Raw genomic sequence first — 23955 nt, forward strand, 5'->3', positions numbered from 1 at the left:
CGAGGGGCCCGTCGGTTCCCCCGGAACCGACGGGCCCCTCGGCCCGGTGGGCGCGCCGGTCAGACCCCGACGGGCTCGCCCCGCTCCCCGCGCTCGCCGTCCCGCACCGCCGGGACGGCCGCCTCGGGCGACTCGTCGTGGGTGAGGTCCGGCATCCGGTGCAGCCACTTCGGCAGGTACCAGTTGCGCTCGCCGAGCAGGGACATCACGGCCGGCAGCAGGACACCCCGGATGACCGTCGCGTCGATGAGCACCGCCGCCGCCAGACCCACGCCCATCTGCTTCATCGACTGCATGGACAGCGTGCCGAAGATCGCGAACACGGCGACCATGATGACGGCGGCACTGGTGACGACCCCCGCCGTGGTGACCACGCCGTGCTGGATCGCGTCCCGGGTGCTCCGCCCGCGCAGCCGCGCCTCGCGGATCCGGGAGACCACGAACACGTGGTAGTCCATCGACAGGCCGAACAGGATCACGAAGAGGAACAGCGGCAGCCACGTGACGATGGCGCCCACGCCCTCCGCGCCCACCAGGGAGGCGCCCCAGCCGTGCTGGAAGACGGCGACCAGGATGCCGTAGGCCGCGCCCACCGACAGCAGGTTGAGCACGATCGAGGTGAGGGCGACGGTCAGCGAGCGGAAGGACAGCAGCATCAGCAGGAGGGCGAAGACCACGACGAACGCGAAGACCGGCAGGACCGAGCCGACGAGCTGGTCGTTGAAGTCCTTGTTGCCGGCCACCTGACCGGTGATCGGGGCCTGGACGCCCTCGACCGTGCCCAGCGTCGCCGGCCGCACCTCGTCGCGCAGCTTGTCCAGGCTCTCGCCCGCCCTGTCCTGGTCCGAGCCGCCGACCAGCGGGACGTACACCAGGGCGACGTTCTGCTCGTCGTGCGTCGTGATGTCCACCGGGCCGCGGGAGGCGCCCGAACTGATCGCCCGCTCCCGGAAGTCGGCGAGCGCGGCCCGCACCTCGGGCGCGTTGATGTCGTCGGCCTTCACGACCACCTCGGCCGGGTCGGAGCCCCCGGGGAAGGCCTCGTTGACCCGGTTGTACGTCTGCACGACGGGCAGCGAGTCGCCGAACTCCTGGTCCAGCGTGAGGTTCTGCGTCTTCATGCCCAGCGCGGGCGCCGCGACGGCCAGCAGCGCCCCGACGGCGACCACCGCGGCGAGCAGCGGCCTGGCCAGGACCCGCTTGAGCACGGCCGTCCAGAACCGGCTGCCCTCACCCGCGAAGCGGCTCGGCCGGCGCCGGCGCAGGAACGGCACGCGGCCCCTCTCCACCCGCTCGCCCAGCAGGGACAGCAGCGCCGGCAGCACCGTCACGGAGCCCACCATGGCGACCGCGACCACCATCAGCGAGGCCAGCCCCATCGCCTCGAACTCGGCGATGCCGGTGAACAGCATGCCCGCCATCGCCACGCACACCGTGACGCCGGAGACGACGATCGCCCGGCCACTGGTGGCGGCGGCGATCCGCAGGGCGGTGTGCGCGTCGCGTCCGGCGGCCCGCTCCTCGCGCTCACGGCGCAGGTAGAACAGGCAGTAGTCGACACCGACGGCCAGACCCACCAGCAGCATCACGGAGTTGGCGGTCTCGCTCATCGGCTGGACGTGGCTGACCAGGCCCATCAGGCCCATCGTCGCGATGATCGCGGTGATCGCCAGCGCCACCGGGACCAGCGCGGCCACCAGCGCGCCGAACGCGACGAGCAGGATGCCGAGGGCCACCGGCACCGCCGAGTACTCGGCCTTCTTGAAGTCGTCGCCGAACGCGTCGTCGAACGTCTTCGCCATGCTGGCGCCGCCGATCTCCTCGATCCGCAGCGACGCGTAATCCTTCTGGACGCCCTCGACCGCCTTCAGGACCGGCTCGACCCGCTCGCCCGCGGTGTCCGCCTCGCCGCGCATGTCGAACCGGACCAGCGCGCTGCGGCCGTCCTCCGAGATCGTCCTGCTGTCGTACGGCGAGATGACGCCCGTGACCCTCCCGGTCTTCTCCACCGCCGTGACGACCGCGCCGACGGCGGCCCGGAACTCGGCGTCCGTGGCCTTCAGATCCCCCGACTTCGCCTGGACCAGGACGGTCTCACCGGCCGGCTCGTCGATCCCGGCGTCCTCGACGATCCGTGCCGCGGTGTGCGTCTCGCCGCCCATCTGGTCGCTGTCCTTGACGTCGACCCGGCCGGCCGCCGAGCCGAGCACCGTCGCCAGGACGACGAACAGCACCCAGATCCCGACGGCGGCCCATCGGTGCCGGGCGCTCCAGCCGCCCGCCCGGGCGGCGATGCCCCGCACCCGTGTCTCTCGGTTCCGCATGACCGGCCTGCCCCCTCCTGAGCGGTGCCGGCCCCCTGCCGCCACCTTGCGTTTCGAAGGTATGGCCCGCGTAAGGCCGTGGCGTCGTGCTCCGCGGTGACGCGCGGCGGCTCCGGCCTCCTCCCTGCGTACGGCCGCGCTCACCGCTGAGGAGGAGGGCCGACCCTTACCTCTGCCGGGGATGTCCCTGGGTGTTGGTAGGGGACGGCGGACCGCCGCCGTGCCCGCCCCGCGGGGCACGACGGCCGTTCTATGGTGGGCGGATGACGACCAAGTACGCGGCGCTGCTGCGCGGGATCAACGTGGGCGGCAGCCGGAAGGTGCCGATGGCCGACCTGCGCGCGCTGCTCACCTCACTCGGCCACGACGCCGTGCGCACCCATCTGCAGAGCGGCCAGGCCGTCTTCGCCTCCGCCCGCGGCGACGAGGACTCCCTGGCCGCGGAGCTGGCGGCGGCGATCGAGCAGCGCTTCGGCTTCCCGGTGGACGTGATCGTGCGCGACCACGCCTATCTGAAGGGGGTCGTCGAGGCGTGCCCGTTCCCGGCCGCCGAGCTGGAGGCCAAGCAGGTGCACGTCACCTACTTCTCCGCGCCCGTCGACGCGGACCGCTTCGCGGCGATCGACGCACCGGCCTTCCACCCCGAGGAGTTCCGCCTCGGCGAGCGCGTCCTCTACCTCTACGCGCCCGACGGCCTGGGCCGCTCCAAGCTCGCCGAAGCCCTCGCCAAGCCCCGCGTCACCAAGGGCCTCGTCGCCACCAGCCGCAACTGGAACACGGTCACCAAGCTCGTGGAACTGACCGGACCCTGACCGCGGGCCCGGCCTCAGGCCCCGACCGCCACCGCCATCGGCGCCCGGGCCGCGTCGTAGCGTTCCAGCAGGACCCGTGCCACCTCCGGTGCGGGGCCCAGGACGTCCGCCAGCACGTCCGCGCCGGCCGCGCCCCGGGCGATGCGGTCCGGCAGGAAACCGGGTGCCAGGACGTACGGGGCGACGGCGACGCGGGCGCAGCCCCGTTCGCGCAACCGCCGTACCGCGTCCTCGGTGCGCGGAAGGGATGCGGAGGCGAACGCAGGCCGCACGGCGCACCAACCGGTGTGCCGCCACTCCCGCGCGATGTCAGCGATCACTGCGATCGCCTCCGGGTCGGAGGACCCCGCCGAGGCCAGCACGACCCCGGTCGAGGACTTGTCGGCGGGCGTCAGGCCCGCCTCGTACAGGCGCCGCTCCAGTGCCGTCAGCAGCAACGGCGAGGGGCCGAGCACCTCGGCCTGCCGGACGCGCAGGCGCGGCGGCGCCGCCGCCAGGACGGCGGGGATGTCCGCCTTGGCGTGGAAGGCGCGGGTCAGCAGCAGCGGCAGGGCCACCACGTCCCGCACGCCCTCCGCGTCCAGGGACTCGAGGACGCCCTGCACCGAGGGGACGTTGAAGTCCAGGAAACCGGTCTCCACCCGTACCTCGGGACGCAGCGCCCCGACCCGGCGGACCAGGGCGTGCACGGTCGCGGCGTGCCGCGGGTCGCGGCTGCCGTGGGCGACGACCAGGAGTACGGGGCGGACCGGAGCGGACATCCCGCGCCTCAGCTCCGCACCAGCAGACCGCGGCTGCGCAGCACCCAGCGCTCCAGCGGGCTGAAGATCAGCAGGTCGATGGCGATGCCGACGACCAGGATGAGCAGGATGGCCTCGAAGACCATGGCCATGTCGCTGGCGTTGCGGCCGTTCTCCAGCAACTGCCCGAGCCCCACCCCGAGGTCGGGGAAGGAGGCGATGATCTCGGCGGCCATCAGCGAGCGCCAGGAGAACGCCCAGCCCTGCTTGAGACCGGCGACGTAGCCGGGGAGCGCGGCCGGCAGCACGATGTGCCAGGTGCCCTTCAGTCCCGTGGCGCCCAGGGTGCGGCCCGCGCGCAGGAAGATCGGGGATACCTGGTCGACGCCGGAGACCAGCCCGTTGGCGATGGAGGGCACCGCCCCGAGCAGGATCACGGCGTACATCATCGAGTTGTTCAGGCCCAGCCAGATCACGGCCGGCGGCACCCAGGCCACCGACGGCAGCGACTGGAGGCCGGACAGGATCGGGCCGATCGCCGCGCGCACGAACTTCACCCGTGCCACCAGCAGCCCCAGCGGGGTGCCGATCAGCAGCGCGAAGCAGAAGCCGAGCAGGCCGCGCGAGACGCTGGTCCAGATGTAACCGAGCAGATCGCCCTGCAGCCAGGCCTGCCGGACCACGTCCCACACGTCGGAGGGGGCGGGCAGCTTGGTCGGGTCGTCGACGATTCTGAAGGAGACCAGCGCCTGCCACACCGCGAGGACCAGCAGGACCGCCACGGTGGGCGGCAGGATCTTCTCCACGAAGGTCTGCCGCAACGGCTTGCGTCCCTGCTGCACCGACTCCAGTGCGTCCAGGCCCGCCTCCAGGCCGGCGAGGTCGCCGCCGTCCCTCGCGCCCGCGTCCCCGGCGGGACGCTTCGTGTCAGTGCTGGCCATGTCGGCGGATCTCCCCACGCAGTTCTTCGGTGATCTCGACGGACAGCTCCGCCACGGCGGTGTCCTCGATGCGGCGCGGCTGCGGGATGCCCACCGTCCACTGGCGCGCCACCCGGCCGGGACGCGAGGACAGCAGGACGACCCGCTCGGCCAGCCGCACCGCCTCGCGGACGTTGTGCGTCACGAACAGCACGGACAGCTTCGTCTCGCGCCAGATCCGGGTCAGCTCGTCGTGCAGCACGTCCCGGGTGATGGCGTCCAGCGCCGCGAACGGCTCGTCCATCAGCAGCAGTTGGCTCTCCTGCGCGAGCGCCCGGGCCATCGCGACCCGCTGGCGCATCCCGCCCGACAGCTCGTGCACCCGTTTGCCGTACGCGCCCTTGAGACGGACGAGTTCGAGCAGCTCCTCCGCCTTGTCGCGGCGTTCGGCCTTCGGCACGCCCCGCAGCTTCAGGGCGAGTTCGATGTTCTTGCCCGCGGACAGCCACGGGAACAGGGCGTGCTCCTGGAACATCAGGGCCGGCCGCCCGTCCGTGCTGATGGCGCCCGCGCTCGGCTCGTCCAGGCCCGCCACCAGGTTCAGCAGCGTGGACTTGCCGCAGCCGGAGGCGCCCAGGAGGGTGACGAACTCGCCGGGCGCGACATCGAGGGTGATGTCGTCCAGGACGAGCTGCTGCCCGGCGGGGCCCGCGAAGGACTTCGAGACGTGCTCGATCCGGGCGGCGTACGCGGCCGGCTCGGTGCCGTCGGCGGCCTTGGCGAGGGTCGTGGTCGTGGCCATGGTCGTCACCTCCTGGGTGGTCGGATCCGGGCTTTACTCGACGCCGAGCCCGGCGTCGTCGACCGCGGGCTTCCCCTTGGCCTTGAGGACCTTGTTGAGCAGCGTGAGGTCGTAGATGCCGTTCAGGTCGGGCTTCTCCAGCAGACCGGCCTTGACGGCGTGCTCCGCCTGGGCGTCGAGGGTGGAGGCCAGCGGGTCGTCGGTGAGCTTGATCGACTTCCAGGCCGGGTCCAGCACGTCGGCCGGCAGCGCCTTGCCGGAGTCCTTCTCCAACTGCTCGTTCGCCGCGGTCTTCGCCTCGTCCGGGTGGGCCGTGATCCACGCGTTGGTGTCGACCGACGCCCCGAGGACCGCCTCGACGGCCTTCGGGTGCTCCTTGAGGAACTTCTGCGACACGATGATGTTCGTGATCACGAACTTCTGGTCCGGCCACAGCGTGGACTCGTCGAGCAGCACCTTGCCGCCCTCGGCGACCAGCTTGGAGGCGGTGGGCTCGGGCACCCAGGCGCCGTCCAGGGAACCGGACTTGTAGGCGTCCGGGGTGACCTTGTTGTCGCTGCGGACGACCGTCACGTCGCCCTTGCCGCTCTGGGCGTCGACCTTCCAGCCCTGCTCGGCGATCCAGTTGAGGAACGCGACGTCCTGCGTGTTGCCGAGCTGCGGGGTGGCGATCCGCTTGCCCCTGACGTCCTCCAGGGACTTGATCCTGTCCGGGTTCACCACGAGCTTCACGCCGCCCGAGGCCGAACCGCCGATGATGCGCAGGTTCTTGCCGCCGGACTTGGTGTAGCCGTTGATCGAGGGGGACGGGCCGATCCACCCGATGTCGATGGAGCCGGAGTTCAGCGCCTCGATCTCGGAGGGACCGGCGTTGAAGACCGCGTACTTGGCCTCGGTGCCGCCCAGCGCCTTCTGGAAGAAGCCCTTCTGGTTGGCGACCAGCGGCGTGGCGTGCGTGATGTTGCCGAAGTACCCGATCCGCACGGAGTCGAGGCCGTCGATCTTCTCGGCCCCGTCGGCGACCTTGGCGGTGTCGTCGTCCTTCGCCTCGGAGCCGTACCCGCAGGCGGCCAGGGTGAGCAGGGGAAGGGCGGCTATGACCGCGAGGGTGCGGCGCAGGGCGGTGGTGGCAGGCACGGGAGGTGTTCCTCTCGTTGGTCCGGCACTCACGCCTGTCGGATGGTCCGAGGTGTCAGGGCGTGGCCGGGAGGTCGGCAGGTCTTCGGCTGTGGGGGGTGAGGGCGCGCGAGCGGTGCGCGTACGTCAGCGCACACATCGCGCCACTCCGCCCTGCCCGCTGCCGAGGACGCCGCTGCCGACGCGGCCGCCCTCCTTGGCGAACGTGGAGTAGAAGTCCGGGGAGCCCATGCTCAGAAGTCCCACCCGTCGTCGTCCGCCGCGTCGTTGACCGGCTCCGGCGCGGCGAAGGACTCGCCGGCCATGCCGGCGGTGAGCGTGGTGCCGTCGCTGGGGTCGATCAGGATGAACGAGCCCGTGCGCCGCGAGTCGGCGTAGGAGTCGGCGGGCAGCGGCTCGGCGGTGCGGATCTTGACCCGGCCGATGTCGTTGGCGACGAGCTGCCCGGGGTGCGGGTGCAGGGACAGGTCGTCCAGCGTGAGCCGGGCCGGGATGTCCTTGACGACCGCCTTGACGGTGCGGGTGCCGTGCTTGAGCAGCACCCGGTGGCCCACGGTGAGCGGCGCGTCGGCGACGTGGCAGACGGTGGCCTCGACGTCCTGGGTGGTGGCCGGCGCGTCCTGGCTGGGCACGATCAGGTCGCCGCGGGAGATGTCGATGTCGTCCTCGAGCAGCAGCGTCACCGACTGCGGCGTCCACGCCTCGGTGACCGGCCGGCCGAGCAGGTCGATGCCGGACACCTTGGAGGTGCGCCCGGAGGGCAGGACGGTGACCTCGTCGCCGACGCGGAAGGTGCCGGCGGCGATCTGGCCCGCGTAGCCGCGGTAGTCGGGGTGTTCGGCGGTCTGCGGCCGGATCACGTACTGCACGGGCAGCCGGGCGTGGCAGTGTGCCAGGTCGTGGCTGACCGGCACGGTCTCCAGGTGTTCGAGCACCGTCGGGCCGCCGTACCAGTCCATGACCGCCGACGCCTCCACCACGTTGTCGCCCTCGAGCGCCGAGATGGGGATCGCGGTGACCTCCGGGACGCCCAGTTCGGTGGCGTACGCCGTGAACTCCTCGGCGATGGCGGCGAACACGGACTCCTGGTAGCCGACCAGGTCCATCTTGTTGACGGCGAGGACGACGTGCGGGACCCGCAGCAGGGCGGCGATCGCGGCGTGCCGGCGGGTCTGCTCGACCACGCCGTTGCGGGCGTCGACGAGGATCACCGTCAGCTCGGCCGTGGAGGCGCCGGTGACCATGTTCCGCGTGTACTGCACGTGACCCGGCGTGTCCGCCAGGATGAACCGGCGGCGCGGGGTGGCGAAGTAGCGGTAGGCCACGTCGATGGTGATGCCCTGCTCGCGCTCGGCCCGTAGGCCGTCGGTGAGCAGCGCGAGGTCCGGTGCCTCCTGGCCGCGGCTCGCGGACGCCCGCTCCACGGCCTCCAGCTGGTCGGTGAGGACCGACTTGGAGTCGTGCAGGAGCCGGCCGACCAGCGTCGACTTGCCGTCGTCGACCGAGCCGGCGGTGGCGAAGCGCAGCAGGGTCGTCTCCGAGAGCTGCCAGACCGACAGCGCCTCGGCGGACTCGGCCGCCCGGGCGGGCTCGATGGGTTCGGTGGTGCTGGTCATGGTTAGAAGTACCCCTCGCGCTTGCGGTCTTCCATCGCGGCCTCGGACATCTTGTCGTCGGCACGCGTGGCGCCGCGCTCGGTGAGGCGGGAGACGGCGATCTCGGCGATCACCTTCTCTATGTCGTCGGCGTCGGAGTCGACGGCGCCGGTGCAGGACATGTCGCCGACGGTGCGGTAGCGGACCCTGCGCTTCTCCACCGTCTCGCCCTCCTTGGGGCCGCCCCACTCGCCGGCCGTCAGCCACATGCCGTTGCGGCCGAAGACCTCGCGCTCGTGGGCGTAGTAGATCGCCGGCAGCTCGATCTCCTCGCGGGCGATGTACTGCCACACGTCCAGCTCGGTCCAGTTGGACAGCGGGAAGACGCGGACGTGCTCGCCGGGGGCGTGCCGGCCGTTGTACAGGTTCCACAGCTCGGGGCGCTGGCGGCGCGGGTCCCACTGGGAGAACTCGTCGCGCAGCGAGAACACCCGCTCCTTGGCCCGCGCCTTCTCCTCGTCCCGGCGCCCGCCGCCGAAGACGGCGTCGAACTTCTCGGCCTGGATCTTCTCGGTCAGCGGCAGCGTCTGCAGCGGGTTGCGGGTCCCGTCCGGGCGCTCCTTGAGCACGCCCCGGTCGATGTAGTCCTGCACGGAGGCCACGTGCAGGCGCAGCCCGTGCCGGTCGACCGTACGGTCGCGGTAGTCCAGGACCTCCGGGAAGTTGTGCCCGGTGTCCACGTGCAGCAGCGAGAAGGGGACGGCCGCGGGAGCGAAGGCCTTCAGCGCCAGGTGCAGCATCAGGATCGAGTCCTTGCCGCCGGAGAAGAGGATCACCGGCCGCTCGAACTCGCCCGCCACCTCGCGGAAGATGTGCACCGCCTCGGACTCCAGCGCGTCCAGGTGCGAGAGGGCGTACGGGCCGTCCGTACCCTCCTCGGCCGCCGCGGGCGTCACGGACGTCGTCATGCCAGTCCCCTTTCGGTGAGCAGGGCGTGGACCGCCGCGGCGGACTCCTGAACGGTCTGGTTCTGCGACTCGATGCGCAGGTCGGGCTTGACGGGCTCCTCGTAGGGGTCGTCCACCCCGGTCAGTCCCGTCAGCTCGCCCGCGGCCTGCTTGGCGTACAGGCCCTTCACGTCGCGCACCGAGCACACCTCGACGGGGGTGGCCACGTGCACCTCGACGTAGGCCGTGCCGTTCGCCTCGTGCCGCTCGCGCACCGCGTCGCGGCTGTCCGCGTACGGGGCGATCACCGGGACCAGCGCCGTGACGCCGTTGCGGGCGAGCAGTTCGGCGACGAAACCGATGCGCTGCACGTTGGTGTGCCGGTCCGCGCGGCCGAAGCCCAGGCCCGCCGAGAGGAACTCGCGGATCTCGTCGCCGTCGAGCAGCTCGACGCGCCGGCCCTCCTCACGCAGGCGGTCGGCCAGCTCCCGGGCGATGGTGGTCTTGCCGGCGCTGGGCAGCCCCGTGAGCCAGACGGTGGCTCCGGTCGTCACGTGGTTCTCCCTGGATCTCGATGGTCCGGTGGTGGTCGGCCCGGTGGCCGTCGGTCCGGTGGTGGTCGTCATGTCAGCCGTGCAGTCCGCACTCGGTCTTGGAGCGGCCCGCCCAGCGTCCGGCTCGGGCGTCCTCGCCCTCCAGCACACGGCGGGTGCAGGGCGCGCAGCCCACGGAGGCATAGCCGTCCATCAGCAGCGGGTTGGTGAGGACGCCGTGCTCGGTGACGTACGTTTGCACATCTTCCTGTGACCACTTGGCGATGGGGGAGATCTTCACCTTGCCCCGCTTCTCGTCCCAGCCGACGACCGGCGTGTTCGCCCGCGTCTCGGACTCGTCGCGGCGCAGCCCGGTCGCCCAGGCCTGGTAGCCCTTCAGCCCCTCCTCCAGCGGCTTCACCTTGCGCAGCGCGCAGCACAGGTCGGGATCGCGGTCGTGCAGCCTCGGGCCGTGCTCGGCGTCCTGCTCGGCGACCGTCCGGCGCGGGGTGAGCGTGATGACGTTCACGTCCATCACGGCCGCGACCGCGTCGCGGGTGCCGATGGTCTCCGGGAAGTGGTAGCCGGTGTCGAGGAACACCACGTCGACGCCGGGCAGGGCGCGGGAGGCGAGGTGGGCGACGACCGCGTCCTCCATGGAGGAGGTCACGCAGAACCGGTCGCCGAACGTCTCGGCCGCCCACCGGAGGATCTCCAGCGCGGAGGCGTCCTCCAGCTCACGGCCCGCCCGCTCGGCCAGTGCCCTGAGGTCGTCGGTCGTACGCTCTTCCTGAACCGCGGTCATGTCGGTTCCCCTCCCGTGGAGTTGGGCTGAAGACCCCGGGCGAGCAGCCCGAGGAACTTCACCTGGAATGCGCGGTTGCACGCCCCGCATTCCCAGGCGCCGTGGCCCTGCTCACCGGGACGCAGGTCCTCGTCCCCGCAGTAGGGGCAGTAGAAGGGCGCGGCGCGCTCGCTCACGACAGGGCCTCCTCGGAGGCCCGGGCCGCCCAGGCGGCGAAGCGCTCGCCCTCCTCGCGCTCGGCCTGGAAGCGCGTGAGGAGGCGCTCGATGTAGTCCGGCAGGCCGTCCGCGGTCACCTTCAGACCGCGCACCTTGCGGCCGAAGCCCGGCTCCAGACCGAGGGCGCCGCCCAGGTGCACCTGGTAGCCCTCGACCTGCTCGCCGTGCTCGTCGAGCACGAGCTGGCCCTTGAGACCGATGTCGGCGGTCTGGATGCGGGCGCAGGCGTTGGGGCAGCCGTTGAGGTTGATGGTGAGGGGCTCGTCGAAGTCGGGGAGGCGGCGCTCCAGTTCGTCGATGAGGGAGGCGCCGCGCGCCTTGGTCTCGACGATGGCGAGCTTGCAGAACTCGATGCCGGTGCAGGCCATGGTGCCGCGCCGGAAGGTGGAGGGGCGGGCGGTGAGGTCGAGTGCCTCCAGGGACTCCACCAGGGAGTCGACCTGTGCCTCCTCGACGTCGAGGACGATCATCTTCTGTTCCACCGTGGTCCGCACCCGGCCCGAGCCGTGCGCCTCCGCCAGGTCGGCGACCTTGGTCAGGATCGTGCCGTCGACGCGGCCGACGCGCGGGGCGAAGCCGACGTAGTAGCGGCCGTCCTTCTGCCGGTGCACGCCGATGTGGTCGCGCCAGCGGCTGGTGGGCTCGGCGGGAGCCGGGCCGTCGGTCAGCTTCCGCTTCAGGTACTCGTCCTCCAGCACCTGGCGGAACTTCTCCGCGCCCCAGTCGGCGACCAGGAACTTCAGCCGGGCGCGGTTGCGCAGCCGCCGGTAGCCGTAGTCGCGGAAGATGGAGATGACGCCCTCGTAGACGTCCGGGACGTCCTCGATCGGCACCCAGGCGTTCAGGCGCACGCCCAGCTTGGGGTTGGTGGACAGGCCGCCGCCGACCCACAGGTCGAAGCCCGGCCCGTGCTCGGGGTGCTCGACGCCGACGAACGCCACGTCGTTGATCTCGTGCACGACGTCCTGCACCGGCGAACCGGAGATCGCGGTCTTGAACTTGCGGGGGAGGTTCGAGTACGCCGGGTTGTTCAGGACCCGGCGCTTCATCTCCTCCAGGGCCGGCGTGCCGTCGATGATCTCGTCCTCGGCGATGCCCGCCACGGGGGAGCCGATCATCACGCGGGGCGTGTCGCCGCAGGCGGTCACCGTGGACAGGCCGACGCCCTCCAGACGGTTCCAGATCTCCGGCACGTCCTCGATCCGGATCCAGTGGTACTGGACGTTCTGCCGGTCGGTGATGTCCGCCGTGCCGCGCGCGAACTCCTGCGAGATCTCGCCGACGACGCGGAGCTGAGCGGTGGTCAGCGCGCCGCCGTCGATGCGGACGCGGAGCATGAAGTAGCGGTCGTCCAGCTCCTCCGGCTCCAGCACGGCCGTCTTGCCGCCGTCGATGCCCTGGCGGCGCTGGGTGTACAGGCCCCACCAGCGCATGCGGCCGCGCAGGTCGCCGGGGTCGATCGAGTCGAAACCCCGCTTGGAGTAGATCGTCTCAATGCGTGTCCGCACATTGAGACCGTCGTCGTCCTTCTTGGTCTGCTCGTTCCCGTTCAACGGGGTGAAGTGCCCGGCCGCCCACTGGCCCTCGCCGCGGTGACGGCTCACCTTGCGGCGCGGGGTCGCGGCAGCGGGGTTGGGTGGCGTGGCGGCCATGGTTGACACACGTCCTTCAAGGCAGGAGCAGGTGGGGTCGGCGCGTGGCGCCGTCGGTCACGGATGGCGGTCGGCTGGCGGGCGGGCGGCTCTGACCTGCGCGCATGGCGCATGGCCTCCGTAGGGCATACGGGAGACACGCGTGCGCGTCATTGCGCGGGAGCGGGGTGGGTGCGGGCGTTGCTCAGGTGCTGGAGGGTGCTCTCAGCGGCCCGGACAGATGGCGCTGGACATGCGGCCGAGGTCGACGTGCCGCCGACTCACCAAGGCAATTCCAGTTCCAGACATGGCGGAAGCGTGGCACGGGGATCTGTGACTGGTCCAGCTTAATCCAAAATATGGACACCCTTGTCCCGTAGAACGAGACAAGGGTGTCGTTGGTCACACGCGCGCCGCGCGGGGCGTCACACGGCCGAAAACGGACGTGTCGGCGCAGGTCAGGCGGGGAAGGCCCCGGGCCACGGACCCGGAGTGGCCACGTCCGCCTCCTCCTCCACCTTGGTGTCGAACAGACGGAAGCCGCGGCGCTGGTAGTTGTCCATGGCGTGCTCGCCGTCCTTGCTGCAGGTGTGCAGCCAGACCCGCTTGGTGGCGGCCAGGCCCGGCCACCGCTCGGCCAGGTCCCAGGCGCGCGCGGTGCCGTACGACAGGAGGTGGCCGCCGATGCGCCGGCCGCGGAAGGCCGGGATCAGGCCGAAGTACTCGATCTCCACGACGCCGTCGTCGCCCGGGGTCAGCTCCACGTATCCGGCGGGCGTGCCGCGGTCGAGGGCGACCCAGGTCTCCACGCCCGGGCGCTCCAGGTGCTCCTGCCAGCGCGCGTAGCTCCAGCCGAGCCGGTCCGTCCACCGGATGTCGCCGCCGACCGAGGCGTACAGGAAGCGGCTGAACTCGGGGGAGGGCACCTCGGAGCGGACGATCCGGACGTCCCCCTCCGGTGCGGCGGCCGGCAGCAGGTCGGTCGGCGCCGTCTGCTCCAGGGACCAGGTGGTCACGGCGATGTTGGTCATGCCGGTCAGGGAATCATCCGCTCCGCGGGTCTGTCGATCCCCGGCCCGGGCGGCCGGGGGGGGCGACGCCTGGGCCGGCGTGCGTCAGTCGAGCGCGTCCTCGATCGACGACAGCGGCAGCGCGAACAGCATGCGGCCGGACTGGGACCAGACCTCGCCGGTCGGCGCCGAGTACGACAGCGAGCCCGCCGGCCCGCTCCAGCACTGCTGCGACCGGTCCGCGCCGCACTCCGCCGCCCGCGCGCCCTTCGCGTCCTGGCGCCACAGGGTCCCCCGCCCGTCCTGGCCGCCGGCCGCGCGCCCCAGGTACCAGTCGGTCCCCGCCGCACCGGGCGGGCGGTACGACAGCACGCCGCCGACCTCGGCCGCACCGGTCTCGTACGCCTCCACCGCGTCCACGTGCCCGGCGGAGTCCGTGACGGGCAGGCCGCCGCGGTCGGGGTCGGTGGAGGAGCGCAGCGCGTAGCGCCACAGCCGGGCGGGCCGGTCGCCGTCCGCGTTCACGTGCTCGCCCGCCACCAGGCTGTCGGGGGTCGTGCCGCGGTCCAGGGAGAGGGCGCCGGGGCGGGCCGCGCCGTCGGTGTCGGGGAGCCGGTAGGAGGCGATGGCGGGCAGCACGTACCGGTGGCCGCCCGCCGCCCAGCCGCCGGGCACCCGGCCGACGGCGTCCGCCGCGGCGGTGGCGCGCTGGACCCGCTGCACGTCGTACACGTACAGCGCGTCGCGGTCCCCGGCGGCGGCGGTGACCAGCAGCTTGTCCTGGTACCAGACCATGCCGGTGACGGGGGAGGCGAGCCCCCGGTAGTCGTGGCCGCCGTCGACCGGGACGGCGAGGAGCGCCGAGGTGTAGGCGAGCCGGCCGGGGTCGTCGGCGTCGACGAAGGAGACCCGGGCGAGTCCGCCCTGGGGGGTGCCGTCGTCGCGGGACCAGGCGGAGAGGATGACGCGGTGGCCGTCCCAGCGGCCGTCCGCCTCGGCGTCGGCCGAGGTGGTGACCGCGCCTGGGCGCCAGCCGTCGGTGTCGGCCTCGTCCCAGCAGTAGGCGCGGGTGGCCGCGGGGGAGACCGGCAGGGCCTCGCGCTCCCCGGCCGTGCAGGCGTCGGCGTCGCGCAGGCTGTGGTCGGCGGAGTCCAGGACGGTGTCGACCCCCACCGGGTCGCCCATCGCGGCAGAGAGCCGGTCCAGCCACGCCGTCGGCACCCGGTGCTCGGTCAGCCGCAGCGCGGCGGTGTCGGCTGCGGAGGTGAGGGGCCTGAGGGCGCCGGGGTCGTCGGCGACGGTGGCCTGCGAGGCGCTGATCAGCGTGGCCGCGCCGGTCAGCGCGAGAGCCGCACCGGTCAGGGCCGCGCGCAGCGCCCTGCCCCGTCTGCGCCGGCGGTGTCTGCCGCGCTGCTTCATACAACCTCCACGGACACCGGACCAACTGTGCTCGACGGTGGACGCGTTGACCGAGGAGCGGATGAGGCGGTCCGTAGAGGATGCTACGACAGACGGACGGTCCGGTGGACGCAGACGATGCAAGTATGCGAAATCAACCCGCCTTTACGGCCGTCCGGGACGCCCCCCGACTTGCGCGGGGCGGCCTCGCCCGGGTGGGGCGGACCGCGTCACCGCACCGTTCGCTCCGGTCCCGGCGGGACCGGCGTCACCGCCCCGTCCCCCCGCGGTCCCGGCGGGACCCGCGTCACCGTGCCGCTTCCGCTGTCCCGTTGGGCCGCGTCATCGCGTCATCGCGTCACCGCGCCGCCCCCGCCGACGCCCGTGCCTCGGTCACCGTCGGTGCCGCGGAGTGGGGGAGGAGGTCGCGCGGGTCGGGCGGGAGGAGGACCTCGACCTCCGCGTCCTCGCAGAAACGATACGGCCGGTGTTCGAGATGAGCCCCCAGATACCTGCGCACCCGCGACATCTCCGCCCGTACCGTCACCGTGCGGGCCGGGTCGCCGAACAGGTCCTCGGCCAGTCCGGCGGCGCTGCGGCCACCCCGGTGCACCGCCAGCAGGTACAGCAACTCCGCGTGCCGCGGGCTCAGTTCCCGCGTCCAGTCCTCCGCGCCCCCCAGCACCCGCACCGACCAGCGGCGCGGCTGGGCGAGGTCCAGCACGATCCGGACGGCACCCTGCGGCACCGGTCCCGCCGCGGACCGCACCAGCCAGCCCTCCGCCAGCGGCTCCACCGTGCACGCCCCGAACCCCGGCAGCCACCGCACCCCCGCCTCCGGCGACCTGGGCAGCACCACCCGCTCCACGTACGGCATCCCCGTCACCGCCGCCGTCCAGCCGTCGCGGTCCGTCACCAGCGCCCGCCCCTGCAGCCGGGCCAGCACCGGCGCCGCCACGGCCCGCAGCCGTTCGAGGGACTGCGTGTGCCGTTCCCGCAGCCTGGCCTGAGCCAGCTTGGCCACCGAGTCCACCCACGCCAGCGTCGCCGGATGCACGGTCTCCAGCGGCCCGCTCACGTCGACCACACCGAGCAGCCGTCCGTTGCGCGGGTCGGTGATCGGCGCCCCGGCACAGGTCCAGGTGGCCTGGGACCGCACGAAGTGCTCGGAGGCGAAGACCTGTACGGGCCGCCGGGTCACCGCCGGTGTCCCCAGGCCATTGGTGCCGACCACCTCCTCCCGCCAGTCCGCGCCGAGTTCGAACCCGAGCCCGTCCGCCCGGCGCAGCACCCGTGCGCTGCCCTCCCGCCACAGCACCCGGCCGTCCTCGTCCGCGACCACCATGATGTGGTGCGCCACGTCGGCGACCGACACCAACGCCTCGCGCAGCACCGGCAGCACGTGCCGCAACTCCGAGGTCTCGCGCCGCCGCCGCACCTCCTCCGGCGCCAGCAGCCCGGAGCGGAAGTCGTGCTCCGGATCGACCCCGCTGCGCAGCAGCCGGTCCCAGGACTGCTCGATCACCGGCCGCGGCGCCACCGGGGCCCGCCCGCCGGAGAGCCGCGCGGAGCGGACCTCGCTGAGCATCCGGGCCGCGCGCGCCGTGTCCACGGCGGCGACCCGCGTCACGTCCATGGGCGAGAGCGCCAAGGGACCCCGTCCTTCCGGAAGCCGAATGTTCGTCTCATCCTGACCGGTTGCCCGCGCCCGGCGGGCACAGACCGCACACAGCCGACCGCAAGTTGCAACCCCCTGCAACCCTGGTGGACGCCTTCGCGGGTGGCCAGACTTGAACCACGCCGTCCCGAGCGGCGTACGCGGCCCGAACAGGCCCGTGTGGCGGGGGTGGTGCCGTGTCGGCGCAGCACCACCCCCGCGCCACGCGGCCGGAATCAGGCCGTCGGCCGGGCCCGCTCCACCACCGCCGCCAGATCCAGGGTCGGCGGCAGCGTGCCGAACGCCGCGCCCCCGTCGCCGCCCAGCCGCGAGGCGCAGAACGCGTCGGCGACCTCCGGCGGCGCGTACCGCACCAGCAGCGCCCCCTGCAGCACCAGGGCCAGCCGCTCCGCCAGCCGCCGCGCCCGCCCCTCGCCGTCCGCGAGGTCGGCCAGCTCCGTCAGCAGCCCGCGGATCGCCGCGTCCAGCCGGTGATCGGCCCCCCGCGCCGCGCCCACCTCGGTCAGATACGCGTCCAGCGCCGCCGGCTCGCGCCCCAGCGCCCGCAGCACGTCCAGCGCCTGTACGTTCCCGGCGCCCTCCCAGAGCGAGTTCAGCGGCGACTCGCGCACCAGCCGGGGCATCCCGGACTCCTCGACGTACCCGTTGCCGCCCAGGCACTCGGCCGCCTCCACCGCCACCGGCGCGCACCGCTTGGTCACCCAGTACTTGGCCGCCGGCACCGCGAGGCGCAGCAGCGCCCGCTCGCGCTCGTCACCGGCCTCGGCGGCGTCGCGGGCCGCCGCGAGCCGCAGCCCGAGCGTCGTGGCCGCCTCCGACTCGACCGCCAGGTCCGCCAGGACGTTGCGCATCAGCGGCTGGTCGGCCAGCTTGGCGCCGAACGCCTCCCGGTGCGCGCAGTGGTGCACCGCCTGGGCCACCGCCTGCCGCATCAGCCCCGCCGAGCCCAGCACGCAGTCCAGCCGGGCCGCCGCCACCGCCTCGAGCACGGTGGCCACCCCGCGCCCCTCCTCGCCCACCCGGCGCGCCCAGGTCCCGGTGAACTCCGCCTCGGCGGTGGCGTTGGACCGGTTGCCCAGCTTGTCCTTGAGCCGCTGGAGCAGGACGGCGTTGCGGGTGCCGTCCGCCAGCACGCGCGGCACCAGGAAGCAGGTCGGGCCGCCGGGCGCCCGCGCCAGCACCAGGAAGCCGTCCGACATCGGCGCCGAGCAGAACCACTTGTGCCCGGTCAGTTCGTACGTCCCGTCCTCGGCCAGCGGCCGCGCCGACGTGGTGGTGGCCCGTACGTCGCTGCCGCCCTGCTTCTCCGTCACGCCCGTCCCGAACAGCACCCCGGCCTTCAGGTGCGCCGGCCGCAGCTCCCGGTCGTAGACCCGGGAGGTCAGCCGGGGCTCCCACGCGGCGGCCAGCTCCGGGTCGGTGCGCAGGGCCGGCACCGCCGCGTGGGTCATCGACGGCGGGCCGCAGATGCCCGCATCCACCTGGGTCCACAGGACCAACCCCGCCGCGCGCCGCACGTGCCCGCCGGGCCGGGACCAGGCGTCGGTCAGGCCCGCCGAGACGCCCTTGCCCAGGAGCCGGTGCCAGGCCGGGTGGAAGTCGACCTCGTCGACCCGGTGCCCGTAGCGGTCGTGGGTGCGCAGCACCGGAGGATGCGCGTCGGCCTGCGCGCCCCACTCCTGGGTCTGCAGCGCCCCGCAGCCGCGTCCCGTCCCCGACAGCTCGGCCAGGGCCTCCTCGCGCAGCTCCGCCGGCAGATGCCGCTCGACCGCCTCCGCCAGGGCCCGGTCGGCGGTGAAGACGTCGTAGCCGGTCAGCGGCGGCGCCTGATTCGTCACGGTGTGGGTACTGCCTGCCATGGACGTGAACCTACCGCGCCGCGGAACCCCGGCGGGCCCGGTCCGGGAACAGCGGCATCCGCGGATGAGTGCCCGCCCCCGCGCCGGATACCTTTAGGGCGTGCAGCCAGCAAGTGACTCCCCCGAACGGCCCTCGGGCCGGCTCCACCGTGCCCGGGTTCTGTACCGCAACGTCTCCAAACGCAAGACCGCCTGGCTGCTGCTCAAGGACACGGTCAACTCGTGCATGGAGTACCGCATCCTCGGCCTCGCCGCCGAGGCCGCGTTCTTCACCCTGCTCTCGGTGCCGCCGCTGCTGCTGAGCCTGCTCGGACTGCTCGGCTACGTCGACTCCTGGATCGGCGCCGACACCACCGAGAGCCTGCGCAACAACATCCTGGACGCCTCCCGCGCGGTGCTCTCCGAGAAGGGCGTCAAGCAGATCACCGAGCCGATCCTGGACGACGTGATGAAGGGCGGCCGGCCCGACGTCATCTCCATCGGCTTCCTGTTCGCCCTGTGGTCGGGCTCCCGCGCGGTGAACGTCTTCATCGACACCATCACCGTCATGTACGGCCTCGACGGCGTCCGGGGCATCGTCAGGACCCGCCTGATGGCGTTCCTCCTCTTCATCGTGGCCCTGCTGATCGGATCGGTCGCGCTGCCGCTGATGGTGGCCGGACCGGACGCCGTGGTGCGGATCGTGCCGTGGTCGACGACGGTCGTCCAGGTCCTGTACTGGCCGGTCGTGATCATCCTGTCCGTGGCCTTCCTGACCACGCTGTACCACGTGTCCGTGCCGGTGCGCTCCCCGTGGATCGAGGACGTCCCCGGCGCGCTGGTCGCCCTCGCCATGTGGGTGCTGGGCAGCTTCCTGCTGCGCATCTACCTCACCAGCACCGTCGAGGGCCCCACCATCTACGGCTCCCTGGCCGCGCCCGTCGCCGTACTGCTGTGGATCGGCGTGTCGGCGTTCGCGGTGCTCGTCGGCGCGGCGGTCAACGCGGCCATCGACCGGGTGTGGCCGGCCGCCGCGACGGCGGCGGCCCGCGAGGCCAACGAGCGGCTGCGCCAGGCCCAGGTCGCCGAGTACGTGGCCCGTACCTCGGCGAACGGCGAGGGCGATCCAGACATGCCCTCCGAGTTCCCCGAACGCTGGTCCCGCTTCCTGCCGCCCGAGGACGTCACGGCCCGCCTGCGCACCCACCCGAAGAACCCGCCGCCCGCCCACCACACCCAGACCCCCGAGCACCACGACGAGGGCCACGGCCACGGCAGGCCGGAGGCCTCGTAGGGCCCACGGCGGTCCCGGGGCCGCGCGCGGCCGTCCGCCCGGGACGGCTCACGCCGCCGGCCGCTCCCGCCAGGTGCCCGCCCGCACGCCCTCGCGCACGAACTCCCGGAAGTCCCGGGGCCCGCGGCCCAGTACCCGGTCGAGGCCGTCCGACAGCCGGGCGTTGCGTCCGTCGAGCAGCGAGGCGAACAGCTCCACCAGGAACGCGGCCTCCCTCTCCGGTATGCCGAACCCGGCCAGGACCGCGCCGTACTCCTTCGGCGACACGGCCCGGTACGTCAGCGCACGGCCCGTCTCCGCCGCGATCTCGGCGACCGCCGCACCGAACGTGAGCAGCCGCGGCCCCGAGACCTCCAGCACCCGGCCGGCGTACCGGTCGCCGGAGGTCAGCACCGCCAGCACCACGTCCGCCACGTCCCGCAGGTCCACGAACGGCTCCGCGACCTCGCCCGCCGGGAACACCAGCTCTCCGTACGTGCGCAGCCCCTCGACCAGCGGGCCCTCGCTGAAGTTCTGCGCGAACCACGCGGCCCGCACCACCGTCCACCGCGCGCCCGACCCGGCCAGCGCCTCCTCGGCGGGCCGGGCCTGGTCCTGGCCCCGCGCCGACAGCAGCACCAGCCGCCGCACCCCGAGCCCCACCGCCTCCCGGGCCAGTGCCCCGACCGCCTCGGCGGCGTCGGGGGCGCCGATGTCGCTCGGGTACACCAGGTACGCGGCGTCGGCGCCGCGCAGGGTGCCCGCCCAGGTCGTGCGGTCACCCCAGTCGAAACCCGTGGCCCGGGACGCGGCCCGTACGGTCAGCCCCGCGGCCCGCGCCGCCTCGGCCACCCGCCGCCCGGAGCGCCCGGACGCCCCCGTGACCACGACGGTCATGGCCTCCGCCGCGCTCCCGGCCGCCGTGCTCCCGGCCTTTGACGTCCGCGCCGCGGATCGTGCCGTGTCCGTTCGTGCCGTGTCCGCCGGTGCCGCGTCCGCCTGCGTCCTGTCCGCCGGTGCCGTGTTCGTCTGCGTCATGACCACGAGTCAACCGCCGGGCGGGCCGGCCGCCCATCGCCGAGAGGCTCGCCCGCATGCGTGTGCGTCTAGGCTCTCGTCATGGACGCACTCGCCGGGATGCTGGAGGGGCCGCGGGCCCGAGGGGCCTTCATGATCCGTGCCTGTTTCGACCCGCCGTGGGCGGTGCGCGTGGAGGACCGGGCGCCGCTGACGGTGATGCTGGTGGTCCGCGGCGACGCCTGGATCGTCCCGGACACCGGGGAGCGGCTGCGGCTGCGGGCCGGGGACCTGGCCATCGCGCGCGGCCCCGACCCGTACCTGTGCGCCGACGACCCCGCCACCGCTCCGCAGGCGGTGATCCTGCCGGGCGGGGAGTGCAGCTACCCCGACGGACGTCCCCTCAACGGCTCGATGGACCTCGGCGTCCGCACCTGGGGCGACCGCGCCGACGGCGAGGTGGTCGTCCTCATCGGCACCTACCTGGTCCGCGGCGAGATAGGCGGCCGTCTCCTCGACGCCCTGCCCCCGCTGCTGTCCCTCACCGCCGAGGCGTGGGACAACCCCCTCACGCCCCTGCTGATGAACGAGGTCACGCGGGACGAGCCGGGGCAGGAGGTCGTCCTGGACCGGCTCCTGGACCTGCTGGTCATCGCCGCGCTGCGGGCCTGGTTCGCCCGGCCCTCGGCCGAGGCACCCGCCTGGTACCGGGCGATGGGCGACCCCGTCGTCGGCCGGGCGCTGCGGCTGCTCCAGGACGACCCGGCGCACCCGTGGACCGTCGCGGCCCTCGCCGCCGCGGCCGGGGTCTCCCGCGCCGCGTTCGCCCGCCGCTTCACCGACCTGGTCGGCGAGCCGCCCATGGGCTACCTCACCGGCTGGCGCCTCGCCCTGGCCGCCGACCGGCTGCGCGACAGCGAGGACACCCTCGGCACCATCGCCCGCCGGGTCGGCTACGGCAGCGCCTTCGCCCTGTCCACCGCCTTCAAGCGGGTCTACGGCGTCAGCCCGCAGGAGTACCGGACCGCGTCCGCGGCCCCGGCCCCGGTCCCGTCTCCGGGGTCTTCTCCGGCCCCGGTCCCGTCTTCGGGGTCTTCTCCGGCCCCGGTCCCGTCTTCGGGGTCCTCTCCGTCCCCGGCCCCGTCTCCGGCGTAACCTGGCGCGCGTGTACGCGGAACGGGCGTCCCGGCTGGCCGGCGCGGTGGTGTGGACCAGCACCCCGACCGAGCCCGGCCCCGGGCGCGTGCTGCCCGACGGCTGCATGGACCTGCTCTGGCACGACGGCCGGCTCCTGGTCGCGGGCCCCGACACCCGCGCCCACGTCACCGAGGGCACCCGGACCCCCTGGGCGGGCGTCCGTTTCTACCCCGGCACCGCGCCCGCCCTCCTCGGCGTGCCCGCCGCCGAACTGCGCGACCGCCGCGTCGACCTCGCCGACCTCTGGCCGGCGGCCCGCGCCCGCCGGCTGACCGCCCGGGTGAACGCGGCCCCCGACCCGGCGACCGGCCTGGAGGAGGCCGCGTTGTCCCGGGCCGCCGACGCCGGTCCCCCCGACCCGCTGCCGGCCCGGATCGTCGCCGCACTGGAGGCGGGCCGCGCGGTCGCCGCGACCGCCGACGAACTCGGCATCGGAGCACGCCGGCTGCACCGCCGTTCCCTCGCGGCCTTCGGCTACGGGCCCAAGACGCTGGCCCGCGTGCTGCGCCTGCAGCGTGCCCTCGCCCTGGCCCGCAGCGGTACGCCCCTCGCCGAGACCGCCGCGCGCACCGGCTACGCCGACCAGGCCCATCTGGCGCGCGACGTCAGGGAGTTGGCGGGCGCGACGCCGGGCGAGCTACTGGGCGGCCAGCGGCGCGAACAGGTCGACGCCGTGACCGTCGGGGTCCTGGACGACGGCGTACCGCTGACCCCAGAAGGCGTCCCAGGGCGCCCGTTCGCCGTGGCACCCGGCGCCGGTCAGCTCCGCGTACAAGGCGTCCACCTCGGCCGGGGTGTCGCACAGCAGGGCGAGTGAGTGCCGCCCGCCGCCGGCCGGCGGTTCCCAGCCGGGCGTGAAGGAGCGGACGGACTCCTCGGTGTCGAGCAGCAGCCGGATCCCGCCGGGCAGCTCCGCCTCGGCGTGCGGCTCCTTCCCGGCCTCCTCGGGGAACGCGAAACCGAGCCGGCGGTAGAAGGCCACGGAGGCGGCCATGTCGGAGACGATGAGGCTGATGGCGTCGAATCGTGCGGTCATGGCGCCACCGTAGGCGGGGCGCCCGCGCCCGGTCTTGAAGGAATCGGACACCCGGCCGCCGCGCCCGCGCCCGGGACCCCGCGCCTCAGAGGCTCCTCAAGTCCGTTGCAGGAGAACCGGCGTGGGACCGATCATGGCCGTATGTTCGGACGACTCGCCCCGCCTGATCTCAACGTCCTCGTCCTGCGCGACACGGACCTCGCCGCCCGTGGCATCCGCCAGGCACTCGCCGAGGCGACGCCCGGGGAACGGCCCGGACTGGAGCGCGCCGCCGCCCTGGTCGAGCAGGCCGCCGCGGCCTCCGACGCGGAGCTGCGCGCCCGCTGGGTCCACGAACGCCTCGCGGCGGCCGGTCACGAGGGCCCCGTCGACTCCGTCCACGCGATCAAGGCCCTGCGCGGGACGACCCCCGGCCTGAGCCTGCGCCAGGCCGTCAGGCTGACGAAGGACGCCGCGGCGCACCGCCCCTAGAGTGTCGGCTCCTTCCTCGCGGAGGGCCGGGCGCGTGAAGGCGCCGCGGCGCACCTTCGTTGCCGCTCCAGGCGTCCGGCTCCGTCCGGTTGCGGGGGCAGGCGCCGTACAGGTCGGCTACGCGGTGAACGCGGCCACCGCGTCGAGCCCCGCCTGCCGCAGGGTCCGGTGGACGGCAGGACGGGCGCCCCGGACGGTCAGGGCGACCGGCTCCGGCGTCCTGGTCACCGTCCGCAGCAGCGCGTACGCGCAGGCCAGATCGATGTGGTCCAGGCCGCTCATGTCCAGGGTCCACACCCCGGGCTCCCGCAGCCGCGGGTCGAGCAGCAGCTCCTCCAGCACGCCCAGCGCGGGCGCGTCCAGGGTTCCGGAGAAGGCCAGCACCGCGTGCCGCCCGTCGGCCTCGGCGATCCTCACGGGTGCGTCCGTCACGACAGCCTCCTCGGTCGCTCCTCGCGTGCGTGGCGTGCCTTGTGTCCATTGTCCCCCCGGCACGGCGCGAGGGGGCCCCGGAATAGATCCGCGCCGACCGGCGCTGTGCTGGGCGCGGTACGAAGAGTGCGGCGAAGGGCT

The 23955-nt window shown here is 73.5% G+C and carries 23 protein-coding genes and 1 pseudogene; 5 read left to right on the forward strand and 19 right to left on the reverse strand.

What is annotated here, in order from left to right:
* Positions 1–59: 59 nt before the first annotated feature.
* A complete protein-coding gene (locus Sdi02f_RS32945) occupies positions 60–2324 on the reverse strand; it encodes an MMPL family transporter (protein ID WP_108934552.1) in 2265 nt (754 codons plus the stop codon).
* A 263-nt stretch (positions 2325–2587) separates the two neighbouring features.
* Here Sdi02f_RS32945 and Sdi02f_RS32950 point away from each other — a divergent pair, with 263 nt between their 5' ends.
* Positions 2588–3136, forward strand: coding sequence for a DUF1697 domain-containing protein (locus Sdi02f_RS32950; protein ID WP_031085382.1), 549 nt, complete (start codon positions 2588–2590; stop codon positions 3134–3136).
* A gap of 14 nt (positions 3137–3150) precedes the next feature.
* On the opposite strand, the gene Sdi02f_RS32955 is transcribed toward Sdi02f_RS32950, so the two are convergent.
* The 15 genes from Sdi02f_RS32955 to Sdi02f_RS33025 all read right to left on the reverse strand — a co-directional run bounded on the left by Sdi02f_RS32955 (position 3151) and on the right by Sdi02f_RS33025 (position 18409).
* Positions 3151–3897, reverse strand: a complete 747-nt coding sequence (locus tag Sdi02f_RS32955) for a sirohydrochlorin chelatase (RefSeq protein ID WP_031085380.1) — start codon at positions 3895–3897, stop codon at positions 3151–3153.
* 8 nt (positions 3898–3905) lie between these two features.
* Entirely contained in the window at positions 3906–4817 is a 912-nt protein-coding gene (locus Sdi02f_RS32960; protein WP_053639030.1) for an ABC transporter permease, read from the reverse strand.
* On the reverse strand, positions 4804–5598 hold the full coding sequence (locus Sdi02f_RS32965; protein WP_030404149.1) for an ABC transporter ATP-binding protein: 795 nt from the start codon (positions 5596–5598) through the stop codon (positions 4804–4806). Before Sdi02f_RS32965 ends, Sdi02f_RS32960 begins: the two co-directional genes overlap by 14 nt.
* 33 nt (positions 5599–5631) lie before the next feature.
* A complete protein-coding gene (locus Sdi02f_RS32970) occupies positions 5632–6735 on the reverse strand; it encodes an aliphatic sulfonate ABC transporter substrate-binding protein (protein WP_031085377.1) in 1104 nt (367 codons plus the stop codon).
* A 233-nt stretch (positions 6736–6968) separates the two neighbouring features.
* Positions 6969–8351, reverse strand: a complete 1383-nt coding sequence (locus Sdi02f_RS32980) for a sulfate adenylyltransferase subunit 1 (protein WP_051783653.1) — start codon at positions 8349–8351, stop codon at positions 6969–6971.
* Positions 8352–8353: 2 nt separating this feature from the next.
* Positions 8354–9298 (reverse strand): sulfate adenylyltransferase subunit CysD, encoded by a 945-nt coding sequence (cysD, locus tag Sdi02f_RS32985; protein ID WP_030404153.1) that lies wholly within the window; start codon positions 9296–9298, stop codon positions 8354–8356.
* Positions 9295–9903 carry an adenylyl-sulfate kinase gene (gene cysC, locus Sdi02f_RS32990; RefSeq protein WP_078869621.1) on the reverse strand — a complete coding sequence of 203 codons (609 nt, stop codon included), beginning with the start codon at positions 9901–9903 and terminating at the stop codon, positions 9295–9297. Before cysC ends, cysD begins: the two co-directional genes overlap by 4 nt.
* A 1-nt stretch (position 9904) precedes the next feature.
* Positions 9905–10615 (reverse strand): phosphoadenylyl-sulfate reductase, encoded by a 711-nt coding sequence (locus tag Sdi02f_RS32995; RefSeq protein ID WP_031085376.1) that lies wholly within the window; start codon positions 10613–10615, stop codon positions 9905–9907.
* Positions 10612–10791, reverse strand: coding sequence for a hypothetical protein (locus Sdi02f_RS33000; protein ID WP_030404156.1), 180 nt, complete (start codon positions 10789–10791; stop codon positions 10612–10614). Before Sdi02f_RS33000 ends, Sdi02f_RS32995 begins: the two co-directional genes overlap by 4 nt.
* Complete coding sequence (gene sirA / locus Sdi02f_RS33005; RefSeq protein ID WP_108934553.1) at positions 10788–12485, reverse strand: sulfite reductase SirA; 1698 nt, start codon at positions 12483–12485, stop codon at positions 10788–10790. The genes Sdi02f_RS33000 and sirA overlap by 4 nt, the downstream gene beginning before the upstream one ends.
* A gap of 204 nt (positions 12486–12689) precedes the next feature.
* Positions 12690–12773 (reverse strand): putative leader peptide, encoded by an 84-nt coding sequence (locus Sdi02f_RS36920; protein ID WP_350890428.1) that lies wholly within the window; start codon positions 12771–12773, stop codon positions 12690–12692.
* 149 nt (positions 12774–12922) lie between these two features.
* A complete protein-coding gene (locus Sdi02f_RS33010; protein ID WP_030404158.1) occupies positions 12923–13495 on the reverse strand; it encodes a GNAT family N-acetyltransferase in 573 nt (190 codons plus the stop codon).
* An 84-nt stretch (positions 13496–13579) separates the two neighbouring features.
* On the reverse strand, positions 13580–14893 hold the full coding sequence (locus Sdi02f_RS33015; RefSeq protein WP_053665495.1) for a hypothetical protein: 1314 nt from the start codon (positions 14891–14893) through the stop codon (positions 13580–13582).
* A gap of 337 nt (positions 14894–15230) precedes the next feature.
* Positions 15231–16523 carry a GAF domain-containing protein gene (locus tag Sdi02f_RS33020; protein ID WP_108934554.1) on the reverse strand — a complete coding sequence of 431 codons (1293 nt, stop codon included), beginning with the start codon at positions 16521–16523 and terminating at the stop codon, positions 15231–15233.
* Positions 16524–16765: 242 nt separating this feature from the next.
* Positions 16766–18409 carry an acyl-CoA dehydrogenase family protein gene (locus Sdi02f_RS33025; protein WP_108934555.1) on the reverse strand — a complete coding sequence of 548 codons (1644 nt, stop codon included), beginning with the start codon at positions 18407–18409 and terminating at the stop codon, positions 16766–16768.
* Positions 18410–18509: 100 nt separating this feature from the next.
* On the opposite strand from Sdi02f_RS33025, the gene Sdi02f_RS33030 reads away from it, so the two are divergent.
* A complete protein-coding gene (locus tag Sdi02f_RS33030) occupies positions 18510–19682 on the forward strand; it encodes a YihY/virulence factor BrkB family protein (RefSeq protein WP_174843432.1) in 1173 nt (390 codons plus the stop codon).
* Positions 19683–19730: 48 nt separating this feature from the next.
* On the opposite strand, the gene Sdi02f_RS33035 is transcribed toward Sdi02f_RS33030, so the two are convergent.
* On the reverse strand, positions 19731–20558 hold the full coding sequence (locus tag Sdi02f_RS33035) for a Rossmann-fold NAD(P)-binding domain-containing protein (protein WP_108934556.1): 828 nt from the start codon (positions 20556–20558) through the stop codon (positions 19731–19733).
* Positions 20559–20780: 222 nt separating this feature from the next.
* On the opposite strand from Sdi02f_RS33035, the gene Sdi02f_RS33040 reads away from it, so the two are divergent.
* Entirely contained in the window at positions 20781–21833 is a 1053-nt protein-coding gene (locus Sdi02f_RS33040; RefSeq protein ID WP_245962264.1) for an AraC family transcriptional regulator, read from the forward strand.
* Between the two features lie 10 nt (positions 21834–21843).
* Positions 21844–22524 (forward strand): annotated as a pseudogene (locus Sdi02f_RS33045) (helix-turn-helix domain-containing protein); the annotation flags it as partial.
* Here the strand turns inward: Sdi02f_RS33045 and Sdi02f_RS33050 are convergent.
* Positions 22513–22911 carry a VOC family protein gene (locus Sdi02f_RS33050; RefSeq protein ID WP_031085368.1) on the reverse strand — a complete coding sequence of 133 codons (399 nt, stop codon included), beginning with the start codon at positions 22909–22911 and terminating at the stop codon, positions 22513–22515. The pseudogene Sdi02f_RS33045 and the gene Sdi02f_RS33050 sit on opposite strands and share 12 nt — an antisense overlap.
* A gap of 141 nt (positions 22912–23052) precedes the next feature.
* On the opposite strand from Sdi02f_RS33050, the gene Sdi02f_RS33055 reads away from it, so the two are divergent.
* Positions 23053–23382: a hypothetical protein gene (locus tag Sdi02f_RS33055; RefSeq protein ID WP_030404166.1), complete on the forward strand. Its 330-nt coding sequence runs from the start codon at positions 23053–23055 to the stop codon at positions 23380–23382.
* A gap of 117 nt (positions 23383–23499) precedes the next feature.
* Here the strand turns inward: Sdi02f_RS33055 and Sdi02f_RS33060 are convergent, their stop codons facing one another.
* Positions 23500–23814, reverse strand: a complete 315-nt coding sequence (locus Sdi02f_RS33060; protein ID WP_108934557.1) for an STAS domain-containing protein — start codon at positions 23812–23814, stop codon at positions 23500–23502.
* Between the last annotated feature and the right edge of the window lie 141 nt (positions 23815–23955).

The sequence above is a fragment of the Streptomyces ardesiacus genome (genome assembly GCF_003112575.1).
In the GTDB taxonomy this organism is placed as follows: domain Bacteria; phylum Actinomycetota; class Actinomycetes; order Streptomycetales; family Streptomycetaceae; genus Streptomyces; species Streptomyces ardesiacus.

Bases quoted from the DNA above. Each gene is read 5' to 3' on its own strand.
- Sdi02f_RS32960 (WP_053639030.1), bottom strand. From the start codon at position 4,817: ATGGCCAGCACTGACACGAAGCGTCCCGCCGGGGACGCGGGCGCGAGG.
- Sdi02f_RS32965 (WP_030404149.1), bottom strand. From the start codon at position 5,598: ATGGCCACGACCACGACCCTCGCCAAGGCCGCCGACGGCACCGAGCCG.
- cysD (WP_030404153.1), bottom strand. From the start codon at position 9,298: ATGACGACGTCCGTGACGCCCGCGGCGGCCGAGGAGGGTACGGACGGC.
- cysC (WP_078869621.1), bottom strand. From the start codon at position 9,903: ATGACGACCACCACCGGACCGACGGCCACCGGGCCGACCACCACCGGA.
- Sdi02f_RS33015 (WP_053665495.1), bottom strand. From the start codon at position 14,893: ATGAAGCAGCGCGGCAGACACCGCCGGCGCAGACGGGGCAGGGCGCTG.
- Sdi02f_RS32995 (WP_031085376.1), bottom strand. From the start codon at position 10,615: ATGACCGCGGTTCAGGAAGAGCGTACGACCGACGACCTCAGGGCACTG.
- Sdi02f_RS33040 (WP_245962264.1), top strand. From the start codon at position 20,781: ATGGACGCACTCGCCGGGATGCTGGAGGGGCCGCGGGCCCGAGGGGCC.
- Sdi02f_RS36920 (WP_350890428.1), bottom strand. From the start codon at position 12,773: ATGTCTGGAACTGGAATTGCCTTGGTGAGTCGGCGGCACGTCGACCTC.
- Sdi02f_RS32980 (WP_051783653.1), bottom strand. From the start codon at position 8,351: ATGACCAGCACCACCGAACCCATCGAGCCCGCCCGGGCGGCCGAGTCC.
- sirA (WP_108934553.1), bottom strand. From the start codon at position 12,485: ATGGCCGCCACGCCACCCAACCCCGCTGCCGCGACCCCGCGCCGCAAG.
- Sdi02f_RS33010 (WP_030404158.1), bottom strand. From the start codon at position 13,495: ATGACCAACATCGCCGTGACCACCTGGTCCCTGGAGCAGACGGCGCCG.
- Sdi02f_RS33055 (WP_030404166.1), top strand. From the start codon at position 23,053: ATGTTCGGACGACTCGCCCCGCCTGATCTCAACGTCCTCGTCCTGCGC.
- Sdi02f_RS32955 (WP_031085380.1), bottom strand. From the start codon at position 3,897: ATGTCCGCTCCGGTCCGCCCCGTACTCCTGGTCGTCGCCCACGGCAGC.
- Sdi02f_RS32945 (WP_108934552.1), bottom strand. From the start codon at position 2,324: ATGCGGAACCGAGAGACACGGGTGCGGGGCATCGCCGCCCGGGCGGGC.
- Sdi02f_RS33050 (WP_031085368.1), bottom strand. From the start codon at position 22,911: ATGACCGCACGATTCGACGCCATCAGCCTCATCGTCTCCGACATGGCC.
- Sdi02f_RS32950 (WP_031085382.1), top strand. From the start codon at position 2,588: ATGACGACCAAGTACGCGGCGCTGCTGCGCGGGATCAACGTGGGCGGC.
- Sdi02f_RS33025 (WP_108934555.1), bottom strand. From the start codon at position 18,409: ATGGCAGGCAGTACCCACACCGTGACGAATCAGGCGCCGCCGCTGACC.
- Sdi02f_RS33035 (WP_108934556.1), bottom strand. From the start codon at position 20,558: ATGACCGTCGTGGTCACGGGGGCGTCCGGGCGCTCCGGGCGGCGGGTG.